The 17954-nt window shown below is 64.2% G+C and carries 10 protein-coding genes; 9 read left to right on the top strand and 1 reads right to left on the bottom strand.

Annotation, left to right across the window (positions count from 1 at the left end):
• Positions 1-40: 40 nt before the first annotated feature.
• The 8 genes from AC1DWQ_RS20395 (at position 41) to AC1DWQ_RS20360 (ending at position 15709) form a co-directional block, all read left to right on the top strand.
• A complete protein-coding gene (locus AC1DWQ_RS20395) occupies positions 41-700 on the top strand; it encodes a response regulator (RefSeq protein ID WP_457279431.1) in 660 nt (219 codons plus the stop codon).
• A 175-nt stretch (positions 701-875) separates the two neighbouring features.
• Positions 876-2285: an ATP-binding protein gene (locus AC1DWQ_RS20390; protein ID WP_477671277.1), complete on the top strand. Its 1410-nt coding sequence runs from the start codon at positions 876-878 to the stop codon at positions 2283-2285.
• A 193-nt stretch (positions 2286-2478) separates the two neighbouring features.
• Positions 2479-3987 (top strand): Do family serine endopeptidase, encoded by a 1509-nt coding sequence (locus AC1DWQ_RS20385; protein ID WP_477671276.1) that lies wholly within the window; start codon positions 2479-2481, stop codon positions 3985-3987.
• 173 nt (positions 3988-4160) lie between these two features.
• A complete protein-coding gene (locus tag AC1DWQ_RS20380; RefSeq protein ID WP_477671613.1) occupies positions 4161-10115 on the top strand; it encodes an alpha-2-macroglobulin family protein in 5955 nt (1984 codons plus the stop codon).
• On the top strand, positions 10112-11317 hold the full coding sequence (locus tag AC1DWQ_RS20375; protein WP_477671275.1) for a serine hydrolase domain-containing protein: 1206 nt from the start codon (positions 10112-10114) through the stop codon (positions 11315-11317). Before AC1DWQ_RS20380 ends, AC1DWQ_RS20375 begins: the two co-directional genes overlap by 4 nt.
• On the top strand, positions 11257-12027 hold the full coding sequence (locus AC1DWQ_RS20370; protein ID WP_477671274.1) for a hypothetical protein: 771 nt from the start codon (positions 11257-11259) through the stop codon (positions 12025-12027). Before AC1DWQ_RS20375 ends, AC1DWQ_RS20370 begins: the two co-directional genes overlap by 61 nt.
• A complete protein-coding gene (gene pbpC / locus AC1DWQ_RS20365; RefSeq protein WP_477671273.1) occupies positions 12024-14288 on the top strand; it encodes a penicillin-binding protein 1C in 2265 nt (754 codons plus the stop codon). The genes AC1DWQ_RS20370 and pbpC overlap by 4 nt, the downstream gene beginning before the upstream one ends.
• A 59-nt stretch (positions 14289-14347) precedes the next feature.
• The gene (locus tag AC1DWQ_RS20360) at positions 14348-15709 is read left to right on the top strand and encodes a TPM domain-containing protein (RefSeq protein WP_477671272.1); all 1362 of its coding nucleotides are present in this window, start codon (positions 14348-14350) and stop codon (positions 15707-15709) included.
• Between the two features lie 78 nt (positions 15710-15787).
• Here AC1DWQ_RS20360 and AC1DWQ_RS20355 read toward each other — a convergent pair whose 3' ends face one another.
• Positions 15788-16588, bottom strand: coding sequence for an SPFH domain-containing protein (locus AC1DWQ_RS20355; RefSeq protein WP_477671271.1), 801 nt, complete (start codon positions 16586-16588; stop codon positions 15788-15790).
• A 204-nt stretch (positions 16589-16792) separates the two neighbouring features.
• Between AC1DWQ_RS20355 and AC1DWQ_RS20350 the strand changes: the two genes are divergently transcribed.
• Entirely contained in the window at positions 16793-17941 is a 1149-nt protein-coding gene (locus AC1DWQ_RS20350; protein ID WP_477671270.1) for an alpha-hydroxy acid oxidase, read from the top strand.
• The last annotated feature ends 13 nt before the right edge of the window (positions 17942-17954 follow it).

The following is a 17954-nucleotide window of genomic DNA, read 5'->3' as shown; positions in this document are numbered from 1 at the left end:
TTTGCAAAAGGCAAGCGGCCTAACCCTTGACGAAAGAAACATGCGTTTATTGCTCGTTGAAGACGACGCCATGATCGGCGAGACCGTGCTACAGGTGCTTCGCGGTGAGCACTATGCCGTCGACTGGGTGCGTGACGGCCGCATGGCCGACGAGGCCCTGAACAGCGAACAGTACGACCTGGTGCTGCTGGATCTGGGCCTGCCCAAGCGCGACGGCCTGGAAGTGCTGCGCGCTTTGCGGGCTCGACGCAACACCACCCCGGTGATGGTGGCCACGGCGCGCGATGCGGTCGGCGACCGCATCGCCGGGCTGGATGCCGGCGCCGACGACTACGTCGTCAAGCCCTATGACACCGACGAACTGCTGGCACGCATCCGCGCGCTGATACGCCGCAGTGCGGGCCGGGCCGAGCCGGCGTTTGAACACAAGGGCGTGAGCCTGAACCCCGCCACGCGTGAGGCCAGCCTCAACGGCCAGCCGGTGTCGCTCTCGGCACGCGAATGGGCGGTGCTCGAACCGCTGCTGGCACGCCCGGGCGTGGTGCTGTCGCGCGCGCAGCTTGAAGAAAAGCTCTTCAGCTGGAAAGACGACATCAGCAGCAACGCCGTCGAGGTCTACATCCACGGCGTACGCAAAAAACTCGGCAACGACGTGATCCAGACCGTGCGCGGCCTTGGATACTTGGTACCCAAACAATGACAACTCCCGCAGATCAAACACCAGCAGGGGCCGCGGAACCGGCTTTGCCGGGCCGCAGGCGCAGCGCCCCCTCGGGGGGCAGCGACCACACGAAGTGGAGAGCGTGGGGGCCTATTCAGCTTGGCAACGACGTGATCCAGACCGTGCGCGGTCTGGGGTACCTGGTGCCCAAGCAATGAGGAAGCCGGCAAGTCACTCCCTGAGAAGAAGGCTGCTATGGTTCGTGCTGGCCGCCATCTTCCTGGCCGCCTTGCTGCAGGCGGCCACCGCCTATCGCGGCGCACTGCAGCAGGCCGACGCGATGTTCGACGACCATTTGCAGCAAATGGCGCGCTCACTGCGCAGCGGCATTCCACTCAACATTCCCCTGGACGAGACCGACGAAGACGACCGCTTCGAGGTCTACGTGCAGATCTGGGGCCAGGACGGCACACAGATTTTCCGCTCCACCCGATCGGCGCTTCCGCCGCGCGCAGTGCTCGGCTTTTCGGACGTCGAAGCGCACGGCAACCGGTACCGCGTCTACACCCTGCAGACCGCGCTGCAAACCGTGCAGATTGCGCAAGACCTGGACGCCCGCTCGGCGCGCGCCCGCACGCTGGCTGTGCGCGCCGTGCTGCCCTTTGCCTACCTAACCCCGCTGCTCATGCTGGCCGTGTGGTGGGTCATCAGCCGTTCGCTGGCGCCTGTCGAGCGTGCCCGGCGACAGGTGGCCGGGCGCCCGGCCGACGATTTGTCGCCGCTGGCCGACGACGGCCTGCCCGACGAAGTGCGGCCGCTAGTGGAAGAGCTGAACCTGCTGTTCGGCCGGGTGCGCGGCGCTTTCGAGGCGCAGCGGCATTTTGTGGCTGATGCGGCGCACGAATTGCGCTCGCCGCTGACGGCGCTCAAGCTGCAGGCGCAGGCCCTGCGCCGAAACGACGAAGAACCTGCGGCACGGGAGGCCGCTATTGGCCGGTTGAACCAGGGCATAGACCGGGCGATACGGCTGGTCGAGCAGCTGCTGGTGCTGGCCCGCGAAGAAGCCGCCGGCACGGCACAAGCCGGAGCCGATTCAGGCCAGGCACCTGCCGCTGCCGCCTTTGTGGACCTGCGTGACGTGGTGAAGCTGGCCGTGGCCGATGTATTACCCCATGCCGGCCACAGGCAAATTGACCTGGGCCTGGCGGGCAGCGAGCCTCAGCAGCCTGTGCAGGTGAAGGGCCAGAGCGAGGCCCTGCGCATCCTGCTGCGCAACCTGCTGGACAACGCCGTCAAGTACACGCCGGTGGCGGGCCAGGTCGATGTGTCGGTGGGCGTGCAGGACGGACAGCCGGAATTGACGGTGGAAGACAGCGGCCCGGGCATCGCCGCAGAAGACCGCCACCGCGTATTTGACCGCTTCTTTCGTGCCGCCAGCGTCACGGACACGGCGGGCGGGTCGGCTGGATCGGCGATCTCTCCGGAAGCCGGCAGCGGCCTCGGATTGGCCATCGTCAAGGTGATTGCCGAGCGGCACGGCGCGACGCTACAGCTCGGCACGTCAGACCGCCTGGGTGGACTGCGGATTGAAGTCCGGTTTCCGGCGGGCGAGATCACCGGCTAGCAGCCATCATTTGCTACCATTTTTATAGCTGCTCGCGCAGTACTATTGTGGTCTACAGCCACTTTTTATCAAAATTCACGCCCGCAGCGCTGCCCTTCCTGTGTCGCGCAAATTTAAGCCCCGCCTAAGGCTGCCGCCCCATAGTTGTACCCATCGGCACCGGTGTGTGCCCTCAACGCAAGGAAGCCCATCCATGAAATCTGAAGCATTGAAAAATACCCGGCTTGTCGCTGCACTTCTGGCTGCGGGCGCCATCGGTGGCGCCGGCGTCAGTGCGCTTAATGCTGTGCACCCTGCCGCCACGGCAGCCGTCCCCCCGGCCATCACCGCCGGCACCACAGCCTCGGTGCCCATGGCCCTGCCCGACTTCTCGCAGATCACCGAACGCTACGGCCCGGCGGTCGTCAACATCAGCGTGACCGGCATCACCAAAGTACGAAACGACTCCCCGATGGCACAGGACGACGGCGATGACGACGACACGCCCTCCGGTGATCCGTTCTTCGAATTCTTCAAACGCTTCCAGCAGGGCCCGGGGGCCCGTGGCGGCCGCGGCGGCCAGCAACAGGAAATGCCCACACGCGGTCAGGGTTCGGGCTTCATCGTCAGCCCCGACGGCATCATCCTGACCAACGCCCACGTGGTGCGCGATGCAAAAGAGGTCACCGTCAAGCTGACCGACCGGCGCGAATACCGCGCCAAGGTGCTGGGCGCCGACCCCAAGACCGACGTGGCGGTGCTGCGCATTGACGCCAAAAACCTGCCCGTGGTGACGCTCGGCAAGATCAGCGAGCTCAAGGTCGGCGAATGGGTGCTGGCCATCGGCTCGCCCTTCGGCTTTGAAAACACCGTGACCGCCGGCGTGGTCAGCGCCAAGGGCCGTTCGCTGCCTGACGACAGCGCCGTACCTTTCATCCAGACCGACGTGGCCGTCAACCCGGGCAACTCGGGTGGCCCGCTGTTCAACGCACGCGGCGAAGTCGTGGGCATCAATTCGCAGATCTACACCCGCAGCGGCGGCTACCAGGGCGTGTCTTTCGCCATCCCGGTCGACGTGGCCGTTCGGATCAAGAACCAGATCGTGGCGACCGGCAAGGTCGAGCATGCGCGCCTGGGGGTAGCGGTGCAGGAGGTCAACCAGTCCTTTGCCGACTCCTTCAAGCTGGACAAGCCCGAAGGCGCGCTGGTTTCGAGTGTGGAAAAAGGCGGCCCGGCGGACAAGGCCGGCCTGCAGTCGGGTGACGTGATCCGCGGCGTGAACGGCCAGCCCATCGTGTCCTCGGGCGACTTGCCCGCGCTGATCGGCCTGGCAGCGCCCGGCGACAGCATCCGGCTGGACATCTGGCGGCAGGGCGCCGCCAAGGTGGTCACTGCCAGGCTGGCCAATGCCGACGAGAAGACGGCCCAGGCCGCAGCCAAAAAGGACACGCCCAACCAGGGCAAGCTGGGCCTGGCGCTGCGCCCGCTGCAGCCCGATGAAAAGCAGGAAGCCGGCGTGGACAACGGCCTGGTGGTCCAACAGGCCAGCGGCCCGGCGGCAATGGCCGGGGTGCAGGTTGGCGACGTATTGCTGTCCATCAACGGCGTTCCGGTGAAAAACATCGACCAGGTGCGCGCCACCGTGGCCAAAGCAGAGAAATCCGTGGCGCTTCTGATACAGCGGGGCGACAGCAAAATTTTTGTGCCGGTGAACTTCAGCTGAGCATCCTGACGCAGGGGCTCTCCGCTTTTTGCTGGAGGCCCTCTGAAAATCACACCAGCGGGCTCCAGGCCCGCTTTTTTTTGAGCGGTTTTCGCCCATTTCACGGGACATTTTGTTACATCCAAATCGGCTACGCTTGGCCTCCCGAAGGAGAGGAAAACGTGAGCCCAATAATGAAAAAAGCCGCTTTGGCACTGATCGCGGCTGTCTCGCTGCATGCCCATGCCCTGCAAATCACCAGCCTTTCGCCGCAAGGCGAAGTCGCCCGTGTCAGGCAAATCGTCGCCAAATTTGACGAAGGCGCCGTCAATTTCGGCGATCCCAAGGCGCCTGCCCCGCTGTCACTAAGCTGTAGTGATGCACAGGCCACCAAGGGCTCCGGCCGCTGGATCAATGAACGCGAATGGGCGTTCGAATTTGAAAACGACCTGCCACCTGGCGTGAGTTGTTCGGTGCAGGTGGTCAGCACCTTCAAGTCGCCCAAAAGCCAGCCCGTGGGCGGCAACACTTCCTATAAATTCAATACTGGCGGCCCCTTCATCCAGAACCTCCGTCCCGGCACCTATGAGCGCATCGACGAAGAACAGTACTTCGTGCTGCAGTTCAACGGCGCCGCCACACTGGCCAGCATTCGCGAAAACGTCTGGTGCAACGTGGAAGGCCTGGGTGAACGTGTTCCTGTCAAGCTCATCGACGGTAACGAGCGCAACGAACTGCTCAAGTCGCTGGGCCTGGAAAAGGCTGCAGCCCAGGATCCGCTGCGCTACGCCACCCTGACCTGCAACCGGCGCCTGACATCGGCTGCCAAAGTGCAGCTGGTGTACGGCAAAGGCGTCAGCACACCCAGCGGCATACCCAATTCGGTGGAAAAACGCTACAACTTCCAGGTACGCGAGCCGTTTGCGGCCAGCTTCACCTGCGAACGCGAAAACGCCCAGTCGGCCTGCCTGCCGATGCGGCCCATGACCCTGAACTTCAACACCCCCGTGCCGCGCAAGCTGGCCGAGGCCATACGCCTGAAGGGCGACAAGGACACGTTCAAGCCCGCCTTCGAGGAAGGCAACAGTGACGGCGACAGCCTGGTCAGCAACGTGACCTTCAAGCCGCTGTTTCCTGAACAGGGGCAATTCATGCTGGAGCTGCCCAGAGGTTTCAAGGATGCTTCGGGCCGCACGCTGCGCAATGCCGACAGCTTCCCGCTCAAGGTGGCTACAGGCTCCATGCCGCCATTGGCCAAGTTCGCCGCCTCTCCCTTCGGCATCGTCGAACGCTTTGCCGAACCCAACACCAAACCGGGCGACCCGGCCCTGCTGCCCGTCACGCTGCGCAATGTCGAAGCCCTGCTGCCCGTGAAAGGGCTCACACCCGGCGCGGCACCGGCCGGAAAGGTCAGCGACCTCCAGCCCCGCACCGACGCCGACATCATTGCCTGGTTCCGCAAGGTACAGCGCTACGACGACTACCAGGTTTCACGCAAGGCAGCGGCTGCTGATATCAAGGGGCCGCTACCCAAACCACTCGAATCACGCGACCGGGACTACGTGCAGTCGCGCATGGTCTCGCTGCTGGCCGGCCAGGCCGGCGTGAAGACACTGGACCTGCCCAAGCCCGCCGCAGGCACCGACCCACGTCCGTTTGAGGTGGTCGGCATCCCGCTGGCACCCGGTTTTCACGTGGTCGAGATCGCTTCGCAAAAATTGGGCAGCTCGCTGCTCGACGAACGCTACGGCAATAGCCGGACCATGTATGTGCGCACTTCCGCCCTGGTGACCAACCTGGGCGTGCACTTCAAGCTGGGCCGCGAGAACTCGCTGGCCTGGGTCACCACGCTCGACAAGGGCGCCCCGGTGGCTGGCGCCACGGTGCGCGTCTCGGGCTGCAACGGCACCGAGATCGCCAAGGCTGTCACCAACGCACAGGGCATCGCCAATTTCAGCGGCCTGTCTTCCGAGCCGCCTCGTTGCCCAGGCAGCGACTCCGCCAATGCCTATTTCGTGAGCGCGCGCAGCACAGTGGCCGGCATTGAAGACCTCGCCTTCACCTGGAGCGACTGGCACAAGGGCATTGAACCCTGGCGCTTCAATGTGCCGACCAGCCGCGACCCGCTGCCCAACGAACGGGCACACACTGTCTTTGACCGCACGCTGTTCCGCGCCGGCGAAACGGTGTCGATGAAACACCTGCTGCGCACCGAAACCAGCAAGGGTTTTGGCCTGCCCGAGGGCGCACCCGCCACGCTGGTCATCACGCATGTCGGCAGCGGCCAGCAATACACCCAGCCGATCACCTGGCGCAAGACCGCCACGGGCGGGCAAAGCGCCGAAAACACCTTTGCCATTCCGCCTGCTGCCAAGCTGGGTGTGTATGAAGTGCAGCTCAAGGGCGAACGCGGCAGCCGCGAGCGCAGTTTTTCCAGCGGGCAGTTCCGTGTGGAAGAGTTCCGTTTGCCGGTGCTTGAAGGCCGCATCAATCCTTCCGATAAAAAGCCACTCGTCAATGTGAAGTCCGTGCCAACCGACGTGCAGATCAATTACGTGGCGGGCGGCGGCGCCGTGGCCCTGCCCGTACGGGTGTCGGCGCTGGTGCGCGGCAAGTCCCTGAGCTACAGCGATTTCGACGAATTCAACTTCTCGCCACCGAGCACCGGCCGCGGTAGCGCCGGCAACCAGGGCGAAGAGGAAAGCACCTCTTCGCAGGACCAGCGCGTGATTGCCGACAAACTCCCGCTGACGCTGGACCGCAATGGCGCAGGCAAGCTCACCATCAACGACATTCCCGAGCGCAGGCAGCCGCAGGAGCTGCTGATGGAAGCCACCTATGCCGACCCGAACGGCGAAGTGCAGACCATTCGCAGCACTTCCACCGTCTGGCCGGCGGCTGTGGTGGCGGGCATCAAGACTGAAGGCTGGGTGTCTTCCAGCCAGAAGATCAAGTTCCAGGCGCTGGCGCTTGACCTGACCGGCAAGATCGCCCCTGGCGTGTCGCTCGAGGTGAAGGCCGTGGCGCGCATCACCACCACCAGCCGCAAGCGCATGGTGGGCGGCTTCTACACCTACGACAACAAAACTGAGGTCAAAGACCTCGGCAGCGTCTGCAGCGGCAAGAGCGATTCGCGCGGATTGCTGCTGTGCGAGACCAAGCTCGGTGAACCCGGTGAGGTCGAACTCATCGTGACGGCCAAGGACAAGGACGGCAACACCATCCAGGCCGCCAGCAATGTGTATGTCACCCGCCAGGGCGAGCTCTGGTTTGGCGGTGAAGACCACGACCGCATGGACGTGCTGCCCGAGAAGAAAAGCTACCAGCCCGGCGAAACCGCCAAGTTCCAGGTGCGCATGCCCTTCCGGTTTGCCACGGCACTGGTCGCCGTTGAGCGTGAGGGCATTGTTGAAACCCAGGTGGTACAGCTCAACGGCCAGGACCCGACGGTGAACCTGCAGATCAAGGAAGGCTGGGGGCCGAATGTGTACGTGAGCGTGCTGGCCCTGCGCGGCCGGCTGCGCGAAGTGCCCTGGTACAGCTTCTTCACCTGGGGCTACAAGGCACCACGTGAATGGTGGACATCCTTCTGGTACGAAGGCCGTGAATACGTCGCGCCCACTGCGCTGGTCGACTTGAGCAAACCGGCCTTCCGCCTGGGCGTGGCTGAAATACGTGTGGGCACCAAGGCGCACCAGCTCGACGTCAGCGTGAAAACCGACAAGGAAAGCTATGCCGTGCGCAGCCAGGCCAAGGTAACCATTACCGCCAAGCTGCCCAATGGGCAGCCGGCCGCCAATGCCGAAGTGGCGCTGGCCGCGGTAGACCAGGCCCTGCTGGAGCTGATGCCCAACAGCAGCTGGAACCTGCTGGATGCGATGTTGCAGCGCCGCGCCTGGGGCGTGGAAACCTCGACCGCGCAAATGGAAATCATCGGGCGCAGGCATTTCGGCCGCAAGGCTGTAGCAGCCGGCGGTGGCGGCGGGCGCAGCAACACACGCGAACTGCTTGATACCCTGCTGTTGTGGAACCCGAAGGTGCAACTGGACGCCAACGGCCAGGCCGTGGTGATGGTGCCGCTCAATGACGCGCTGACCACCTTCAAGATTGTGGCAGTGGCTGACGCAGGCACCGGCCTCTTCGGCACGGGCCAGACCAGCATCAAGGCCACACAGGACCTGCAAATCATCAGCGGCCTGCCGCCACTGGTGCGGGAAGACGACCAGTTCCGCGCGCAACTGACGCTGCGCAACACCACCAAGGTGGCCATGAAGGTGGAAGTGAGCCCGCGCGCCACGATGCTGGACCTGAAACCGCAAATGGTAGACATCCCCGCGGGCGAAGCGCGTGAGGTGGCCTGGATAGTCACCGCGCCGGCGCAGCTCGCGTTCACACGCGCCGAAGCCATCCTGTGGGAGATCGAGGCCAAAGACACGATTTCCGGCGCACGCGACGGCCTCAAGGCGCGTCAGCGCATCATCCCGGCCGTACCACTGACCGTGCAGCAAGCCACACTGGTGCAGGTCGACGGCAGCTTCACGCTGGACGTGAACCCGCCGGCTGACGCCCTGCCCGGCCGCGGCGGCCTGAAGATGTCGCTGCAGCCGAAACTGGCCGAAGGCATGGACGGCGTGCGCGACTATTTCGCGATGTACCCGTTCATCTGCCTGGAGCAAAAAACCAGCAAGTCGGTGGGACTGCGCGACAGCAAGCTCTGGCAGACCGTGCTGGCACAACTGCCCAGCTACCTGGACAGTGATGGCCTGGCCAATTACTTCCCGCCGCGCGACGGCGAAGCCAATCGCGGCAGCGATGCACTGACGGCCTACCTGCTGGCCGCCACGCACGAAGCCTCTGGCCTCAACCCGGCGTTTGCCCTGCCCGACGATGCGCGCGCCCCCATGGAGCGCGGCCTGATCGCGTTTGTGGAAGGCCGTATCCAGCGCGAGTTCTGGAGCCCACGCAAAGACCTCGACGTGCGCAAGCTGGCCGCGCTGGAAGCGCTCTCGCGCTACGGCAAGGCGCAGGGCCGCATGCTGGGCAGCATCACGATTGCGCCCAACCAGTGGCCCACACACGCGGTGATCGACTGGCTCAATATCCTGAAACGCGTGGCCGATGTGCCGCAGCGTGAGCAGCGCATCGCCGAAGCCAACCAGGTGCTGCGTTCGCGCCTGTCCTTCCAGGGCACCAAGCTGATCTTCAGCACCGAGAAGGACGACTACTGGTGGTGGCTGATGACCAACGGTGATGTGAACACCGCGCGCCTGATGCTGGCCGTGATGGACGACCCCGCCTGGAAAGACGACATGGGCCGCCTGGCCAACGGCTTTATCGCGCGCCAGCAAAAGGGTGCGTGGCACACCACCACGGCCAACCTGTGGGGTGGCCTGGCCCTCGACAAGTTCTCGGCCAGGTTTGAAGCCACGCCGGTAGCGGGCGTGACCAAGGCGACGCTGGCAGCGGCAGCCGCCAGCGTAGCGAGCGTGGACTGGGCCAAGGTTGACCGCGTCAAGGCAACCGACGCAGCCGGCGCACCCAACCAGACCACCTTCTTCGGCGCACCGGCTTCGCCCGGCAACCTGCGCAACAACAGCATGTTCCTGCCCTGGGGCAGCGCAGCGAAGGACACGTTGACCGTGACGCATCAAGGCCCCGGGAAACCGTGGCTCACGTTGCAATCCATCGCGGCCATCCAGCTGAAGGCGCCTTTCAACGCTGGCTACCAAATCAAGAAAACGATCACCCCGGTGGAGCAGGCCGTCAAAGGCGTCTACACGCGCGGCGACGTGATCCGCATCACGCTCGAAGTCAACGCCAGCGCCGACATGACCTGGGTTGTGATCAGCGACCCGGTGCCGGGCGGCGCAACGATCCTCGGCGGCGGTCTGGGCCGTGATTCCGAAATTGCCACCAGCGGCGAAAAGAAAACCGGTGCGGGCTGGCCGGCGTTTGAAGAGCGCAGCTTTGAGGCCTTCCGCAGTTATTACGAATACCTGCCCAAGGGTGTGGTGAAGATGGAATACACCGTGCGACTGAACAACGTCGGTGACTTCGCTCTGCCGCCTAGCCGGGTCGAGGCCATGTATGCGCCCGAGATGTTTGGCGAGTCGCCGAATGCACGGGTGAAGGTGGAAGCCGCAAAATGATCCAGCGGCGTTCCCTGGCCGTCGCACTGGCTGCGGGCATTGCCCTGCCGCGCGGGGCGGCCGCGGCCGCCGCCGACTGGCAGCAACGCTCCGGCTACCCGGCCGGCTGGGGCGGCAACCGCAGTTGGACCGACAAGGACTACCGCGTCGGAAATTATTCCGGCGGCTATGAAACCATGTTCCGGGCGCGACCCATCGCCGCGCCCGCGCAGGCTTCCACGCTGAAGGCGGCATCGGCCGAAAGCCTCCAGGCCTTCGCGCCGGTCGCGCAATCGGCGGCGGACTATCTCAAGGCCTGGCCGGTGACCGGCCTGCTCATCGCGCGCAAGGGTACGGTGCTGCTGGAGTCCTACCAGTTCGACCGCAAACCCGACATGCGCATGACGAGCTGGTCCATGGCCAAGAGCGTGACGTCCCTGCTGCTGGGCATCTGCCTGGACCGCGGCCTGATCCGTTCCATGGACGACACGCCGCAGATGTACGTTGACGAACTGAAGGGCACGCTGCACGGCGGTATTGCCCTGCGCCACCTGGCCAATATGTCCAGCGGCGCGGCCATCCTGCACGACCGCGACAACCCCACGATCTACCCGCAAGCCCTCCTCGGCAGCGGCAGCGACCTGGAGACCGTGGTGCGCGGCTGGAACGCCGTGCAGGAGCCACCCGGCACACGCTACAACTACAACGAATTGTGCCCGTTGACCATCGGCATGGTCATCCGCCAGGTCACCGGCAAACCGCTGGCGGCCTTTTGCGAAGAAGCCCTGTGGCAGCCGCTGGGCGCAGAGGGCGGCGCCAGCTGGCTGTGCGACAGCAAAGGCAAGGAGTTCAACTGCATAGGCTTTGGCGCGCGGCTGCGCGACTGGGCGCGCCTGGCGCAGCTGATCGCGCAGGACGGCGCCATGGAAGGCCGCCAGGTCGTCAGCAAAAAATGGATAGACGAATGCTCCTCATGGTCGGCCGCCGATGCGCAAGTCCGGCACGGCACGGCCATGCGCGGCTTCGGCTACAAGAATTTCTTCTGGCATCCCAAGGCCGACGGCAGCTGGATGATGATGAATGGCCACCACGGACAGCGCGTGCTGGTAGACCGGGTGACGCAAACTGTGCTGGTGCAGACCGCGGTGGAATCCGAGGGGCCGTGGCAGGCGCAGCTGTTCCAGCTCTTCAACGCGGCGACGAAGATTGGGTTGCCGGCATGAAAAAGACTGGAGGCGTCAAAGTGAAACTTGCCCTTTATGCATTCATGCTCCTGGGCGCCAACCTGGTCCTTGCACAGTTCAGCACGCCTGCCGAGGGTGAATACGTGATCAGTGACGGTGCATCGGGCACGCTGCGGGTTCAGCCGCGCGGAAAGTTCGCGATAGAGACCACGGGAGCCAACGCACACGTATGCGACCTGGACGGCGTGATCGTCGATGGCAAGTCGAAGATCGGGAAATCCGCATGCCAGGTGAGCTTCAAGACCGAGGGCCAGGATGTCAAGGTCTCAACCAACGGCGCCGACGCATGCCGCGATTTCTGCGGCATGCGGGCATGGTTTGAGGGGACGTACCGCAAGCCTGAGCCTCTTTGCGTGCGCAAGAGCATTAATGAGTCGAAGAAGAATTTCAAGAAGAGTTATGTGGCGAAAGACTACGCTGCCGCCTTGGCTGTGATCCAGCCTGTTGCAATGCAGTGCAAGTCATTCCTCCATTGGATTGAATCGGCCTGGGTATTGAACGACCTTGCTCTCACACAATTCAAGCTGGGTGACCGCGCGGCCTGCATCAAGACTTTGCAAGGCCTCGCGCCTGACGCCGCAAAGTCTGACGATGAAATCAAGGGGAGCTACCCTCCTAGCGATTCAGAGGCCTATCTGCCGGTGGTGCAAGCCACCCGGACCAACCTGAGACTTTGCACAAAGAAATGAATCGCGAGCCGAAACGCATTTTCACAAGCTTGACGCTGGCCCTTGCTCTGGCGGGCGGGGCGATATCGCCTGCCCATGCCGTCGCCACCTTCGACGAAGTCAAACGCGACTTCCGCCCCTCCGACACGCTCATCCTCGACCGCAGTGGTGAAGTCATCCAGCGCCTGCGCATCGACAGCGCCGTGCGGCGCGGCCAGTGGGTAGCGCTGCCCGATGTGTCGCCGGCCCTGCGCACGGCACTGATTCTGAGTGAGGACAAGCGCTTTTACGAGCACAGCGGTGTGGACTGGCGCGCTGTCTCTGCAGCGGCCTGGGGCAATCTGTGGAACACCAAAACCCGCGGCGCTTCCACCCTCAGCATGCAGCTGGCCGGACTGCTCGACGAGGACTGGCGCGCCGGTGCGGGTGGCCGCAGCATGGCGCAAAAGGTGGGGCAGACCGTGTCGGCCCAGGTGCTGGAGGCACGCTGGCGCAAGGACCAGATCCTGGAGGCATACCTGAATCTTGTGCCGTTTCGCGGCGAACTTGTCGGCATCGACGCGCTGAGCCGCACACTGTTTGGCAAGGCTGCGCATGGGCTGGATGAGCGCGAGGCCGCGATCGCCGCCGCGCTGGTGCGTGCGCCCAACGCCAAGGCCGCGCAGGTGTCACAGCGAGCTTGCGGCGTGCTGAAAACCATGCAAGCGCCGGCCAAGGCCGACTGCGAGGGTCTGGACCTGCTTGCCACTGCCGCGCTGCAGCGCAAGGCGTTTGACCCGAGTGAAGGCGTGGCGCCGCACCTGGCGCGCCGGCTGCTCGCGGCCCAGGCCGATACCCCCGGGCGTACGGGCGTGCCCCGCACGCTGGTTTCTACCGCACGCGCGCCGCTGCAACGTTTTGCCGTGCAGACCCTGACCCAGCAGCTGCGCGAGCTGCGCGGCCGCCACGTCGAAGACGGCGCCATTGTCGTGCTGGACAACGCCACCGGCGAGGTGCTGGCCTGGGTAGGTTCGTCGGGCGAACTGAGCGGCGCCGCCGAAGTCGACGGTGTGATGGCACTGCGCCAGCCGGGCTCCACGCTCAAGCCGTTTTTGTATGCAGAGGCCATTGCCGAGCGCCGCATCACCGCAGCGTCGCTGCTCGAAGATTCGTCCTCGCAGATCCAGACCGCGGGCGGGCTCTACATTCCGCAAAACTACGACCGCCAGTTCAAGGGCCTGGTATCGGCCCGCACCGCACTCGGTGCGTCGCTGAACGTGCCGGCCGTGCGTACGCTGGTGATGGTGACGCCCGATGCCTTTCACAAACAGCTCAAAGCCGTGGGCCTGCCGCTCAAGGAGTCGGGTGACTATTACGGCTACAGCCTGGCGCTGGGCAGCAGCGAGGTGTCTTTGCTGTCCCTCACCAATGCCTACCGCACGCTGGCCAACGGCGGTCGCTACAGCGCGACTTCGCTGGCGAGAAACCCCAAACCGGTCTTCAAGCCCGCGCTGGATGCACGCGCGGCCTTTATCGCCACCGACATCATGGCCGACCCGATGGCGCGCGCCCGCACCTTCGGCACCGACAGCATCCTGGCCACCCGCTTCTGGAGCGCCGTGAAAACCGGTACCAGCAAGGACATGCGCGACAACTGGGCCATGGGCTTCTCGCAGCGCTACACCGTGGGCGTGTGGGTGGGCAATGCCAGCGGCGCGCCCATGTGGGACGTGAGCGGCACCACGGGCGCCGCCCCCATCTGGGCGGCGGTGATGAATTACCTGCATAAAACCGAACCCAGCCGCGCGCCGTTGCCGCCCGCCGGCCTGGTGCAAAGCCAGACCCGGTTTGGCAACCAGGGCGGCACGCCGCTCGAAGCAGCCCGCAACGAATGGTTCCTGAAAGGCACGGAGCAAACCGTTTTTGCTATGAATTCAGGAGCTGGTAGCGCCCGATCTGAAAGGGCTACAGCACGAAATGGCTTGAGAAAACCGGTTGCCGAACCCGACGCCCCGCCCCGCATCACCGCCCCTGCCTCCGGCACCATCATTGCCCTGGACCCGGACATCCCGCCGAAACACCAGCGCGTCAGCTTCAGCGCCGAAGGCCGCGGCACGCGCTGGCTGATGGACGGCAAGGAGTTTGCGCGCGGGGCCCAAGCGCAGTGGATGCCCTGGCCGGGCCGGCATGTGGTGCAACTGGTCGATGCCGGCGGCAAGGTGGCCGACGAGATACGGCTCGAAGTGCGCGGTGCCGGTGTGCGCGAAGCCAGCGTGCGCGGCGGCGCGACTGCGGCACGTTGATCTTTCCAGCGCCGGCATCCGACAACGCTGTACCGGCCATGCTCTACCCCAAACCTTCCATGCTTCACCTTCAACGCGCCCCGTTATTTCCTTCAGCGGCTGAAACCCGGCGTTTTTTCTATAGAACGCTGGTTGTTCTGTGGGTGGCGCTGTGCATGCTGGCGGCGGGTGATGCCATGGCAGCACCGGCGCGTGCCGGACAGACAGACGTGCCGTCCGATGCCGCACAGGGAGCCACGCCGAGCGATACCGCGCAAATCGCCACGCCCGCCGGTGCCGTCCGGGTGCAGGTTCCGCCTTACAGCGCGCGCGTGCTCGACACCACCGGCACGCTGAACACAGCCCAGGTCGCGGCCCTGAACGAACAAATCCTGGCAATCGAAGCAGACACGCGCGCAGCAGTCGTCGTGTACATGCTGCCGACCACGGGCGAAGACTCCATCGAGGAATACGCCACGCGCGTGTTTGAGAAATGGAAACTCGGCGACACCCAGCGCGACGACGGCATCCTGATCCTGGTGGCACTGGAGGACAGGCGCATGCGCATCGAGGTGGGCCAGGGCCTGGAGGGCACCGTGCCCGACGTGCTGGCGGGCCGCATCATCGACCAGGACATGAAGCCGCGGTTTCGCAAGAACGACTACGCGGGCGGACTGGAAGCGGCCATCAGCCACATCGGCGCGCTGGTGCGGGGCGACATTGACCCCCCGGAAGCGAGCCGCGGTGGCATCACGCCCTTTGGCTGGGCTTTTATTGCCGCACTGCTGTGGGGTTTTGCCGTGGGCGTGGTTCGGGCGCGCCGCACCTGGAAGTGGCCGGTGACGGTCGGCGTCGTCGCGGCCGTCCCGGCGGTGGCGGTGGTTGTCCTGAAGAGTCCCGCCATCGGCGCCATCCTGCTCTCTTTCCCCGTGCCGCTGGCGTTTGCGCTGGGGTTCGGCTGCGGCCGTTCCCGCACGGTGCGCCTGGTGACGGGTGGTATCGCACTGGCGATCAGCGCCATGGTCGGCATTGCCTTCGTGGTGGGCGCCAACCGCTTCGGTTTGGGCCTGCTCTACGCCCTGGGAGGCGGTATAGGCTGTTTACTGCTCGGCCTGATCGCCATGGGTATGCGCGCGGCCTACAAACGCAGCCTGGTGGAGTTTGGCGTGCGCAGCGCCCTGGTGGCCTGCGTTGTGGGGTATGTGGCGTTTCAAAACCCGCCAGACCTGCTTCTAACTGACTGGGAATCCTGGATGCCGACAGGCATGGCATTCGGGCTGGCGATGCTGTTCGGCTTCTTCACGGGGGGTTCCGGCAGCAGCAGTGGGCGCGATGACCGGGATGGCAGCAGCTCGTCGGGCAGCAGTTCGAGCTCCAGCTCGAGCAGCCGGAGTTCGTCGGGTGGCTCCAGCAGCGGTGGTGGGTCGTCCGGCAGCTGGTAAGAGACGGCGGCGGCGGCGGCGGGGGTGTGGAAATAATTTCAGCCCCGCCAGCGCGGGATGCGCGCCGCCGGCCCAGGCTCATTTTGCGTTCACGATGCCCTTGAAGTCATAGGGCACCACAATGGTATGCACCTTGCCTGCGGCAACGCCTTCGGCGATCTTCAGGTTGGCCATGGCGTTCATGTAGCCAATCGCGCCCGCGTTGGCGTTCAAGGCAGCAATGCGCTCAGCCTCCTTTTTGGCGGTCTGCACCTCGACCTCTTTGGTTTTCAGCTCGTTCTGCGCCCGCACCAGTTCGTTGGCACTCTGAACAATCACATCGGCGGGGGTAATGGCACGTACCTGGATCTGGGAAACCGTGATCTTGTCCGCCAGCTTTTCCTCGGTCAGCGTCTTGATGACGTTTTCGCGGATTTTCTGCTCAATCGCCGGCCGGTTGTCGGCCATCTTGAGCGATTCATATTCGCGCGCCACCTTGTAAGCCGCATTGCGCGCGCTCATCGCCACATAGTTCTGCATCAGCAGGATATCGCCGCCTTTGTCCGACAGGCCATGGAAGGTCCGGTTTTTGGTGGTCCATAGCTCGGAAACGGCCGTCGGATTGACGTTATAGACCACCGTCATGTCAAAGTCCTTGACGGTTGAGTTGTCGGACGCCAGCGGGGTCATGTTGTCCACGGCCACCGCCACGTCCTGAATCTTGAAGGTCAGGATATCGCCGATCAGCGTCTGGTTAAAGGAGCCCGGCAGACGCTCGGTCGGGTCTGTGGTTTTGTCAAAGTTGATGCGCAAGCCCACTTCGCCGGTTTCAATGCGGGTACATCCGGCCAGCAGTGCGAGCGTCAGGACTGGAATCAGTGTGAAGAGAGTGCGTTGCATAAGTAATTCCCTTGTATTGGCGAACAGGCCCTGGTCGCCGCTTTTTGTTGAGGTAGCGCCCCCGGGGGCGCACCGGCGCAGATTATGCGGGACAGTGGCTTATCAATAATTTCAAAGCCTCGGGACCAGAATTCACGCAAGAACGCAAACACGGGCGCTACCATGGCGGCAGCTTCCCCAAAAAAACTGTCGTCTGGAGACCCCATGCCCGTGATCACCAACATCGAAGACCTGCGCGTCCTGGCCAAAAAGCGGGTGCCCCGCATGTTTTACGACTACGCCGACTCCGGCTCGTGGACGGAAAGCACCTACCGCGCCAACGAAAGCGACTTCCAGAAGATCAAGCTGCGCCAGCGCGTGGCCGTCAACATGGAAAACCGCAGCACAGCGACCACGATGATCGGCCAGCCGGTAGCCATGCCGGTTGCCATCGCGCCCACGGGCCTCACAGGCATGCAGCACGCTGATGGCGAAATCCTGGGCGCCCGCGCTGCCAAAAAATTCGGCATCCCCTTCACGCTCTCGACCATGAGCATCTGTTCCATCGAAGACGTGGCCACCGGCACAGACCGCCACCCCTTCTGGTTCCAGCTCTACGTGATGAAGGACCGCGCTTTCATTGAAAGCCTGATCGACCGCGCCAAGGCAGCCAATTGCTCGGCACTGGTGCTCACGCTCGATTTGCAGATCCTCGGCCAGCGCCACAAGGATTTGAAAAACGGCCTGAGCGCACCGCCCAAGCCGACGCTGTCGACCATCCTCAACCTGATGACCAAGCCGCGCTGGGGCCTGGGCATGCTCGCTACCCGCCGCCACGGCTTCGGCAACATCGTGGGTCACGTCAAGGGTGTCGAGAACATGGGCTCGCTCTCTGAGTGGACGGCCAAACAGTTCGACCCGGCCCTCAACTGGGGAGACGTGGAGTGGATCAAAAAACGCTGGGGCGGCAAGCTGATCCTCAAGGGCATCCAGGACGTTGAAGACGCGAAGCTCGCCGTCAATTCCGGCGCCGATGCGCTGGTGGTCTCCAACCACGGCGGCCGCCAGCTCGATGGCGCGATGTCTTCCATTTCCTGCCTGCCCGAGATCGTCGCGGCAGTCGGTAACCAGATCGAGGTGCACATGGACGGCGGCATACGCTCCGGCCAGGATGTGCTGAAAGCCACCGCCCTGGGTGCCAAGGGCACCTACATCGGCCGCGCCTTCCTCTACGGCCTGGGCGCCATGGGTGAAGAAGGCGTAACCAAGGCGCTGCAGATCATCCACAAGGAGCTGGACCTGACCATGGCCTTTTGCGGGCGTACCGACATCAAGGCGGTGGACACCAGCATCTTTGTGCCCGGTACTTACTGAGCCTGAGGCGGTA

The sequence above is a fragment of the Polaromonas sp. P2_G11 genome, assembly GCF_056403595.1.
Note: the sequence above shows the minus strand (reverse complement) of the source record. Positions and strands in the feature narration are given on the sequence as shown.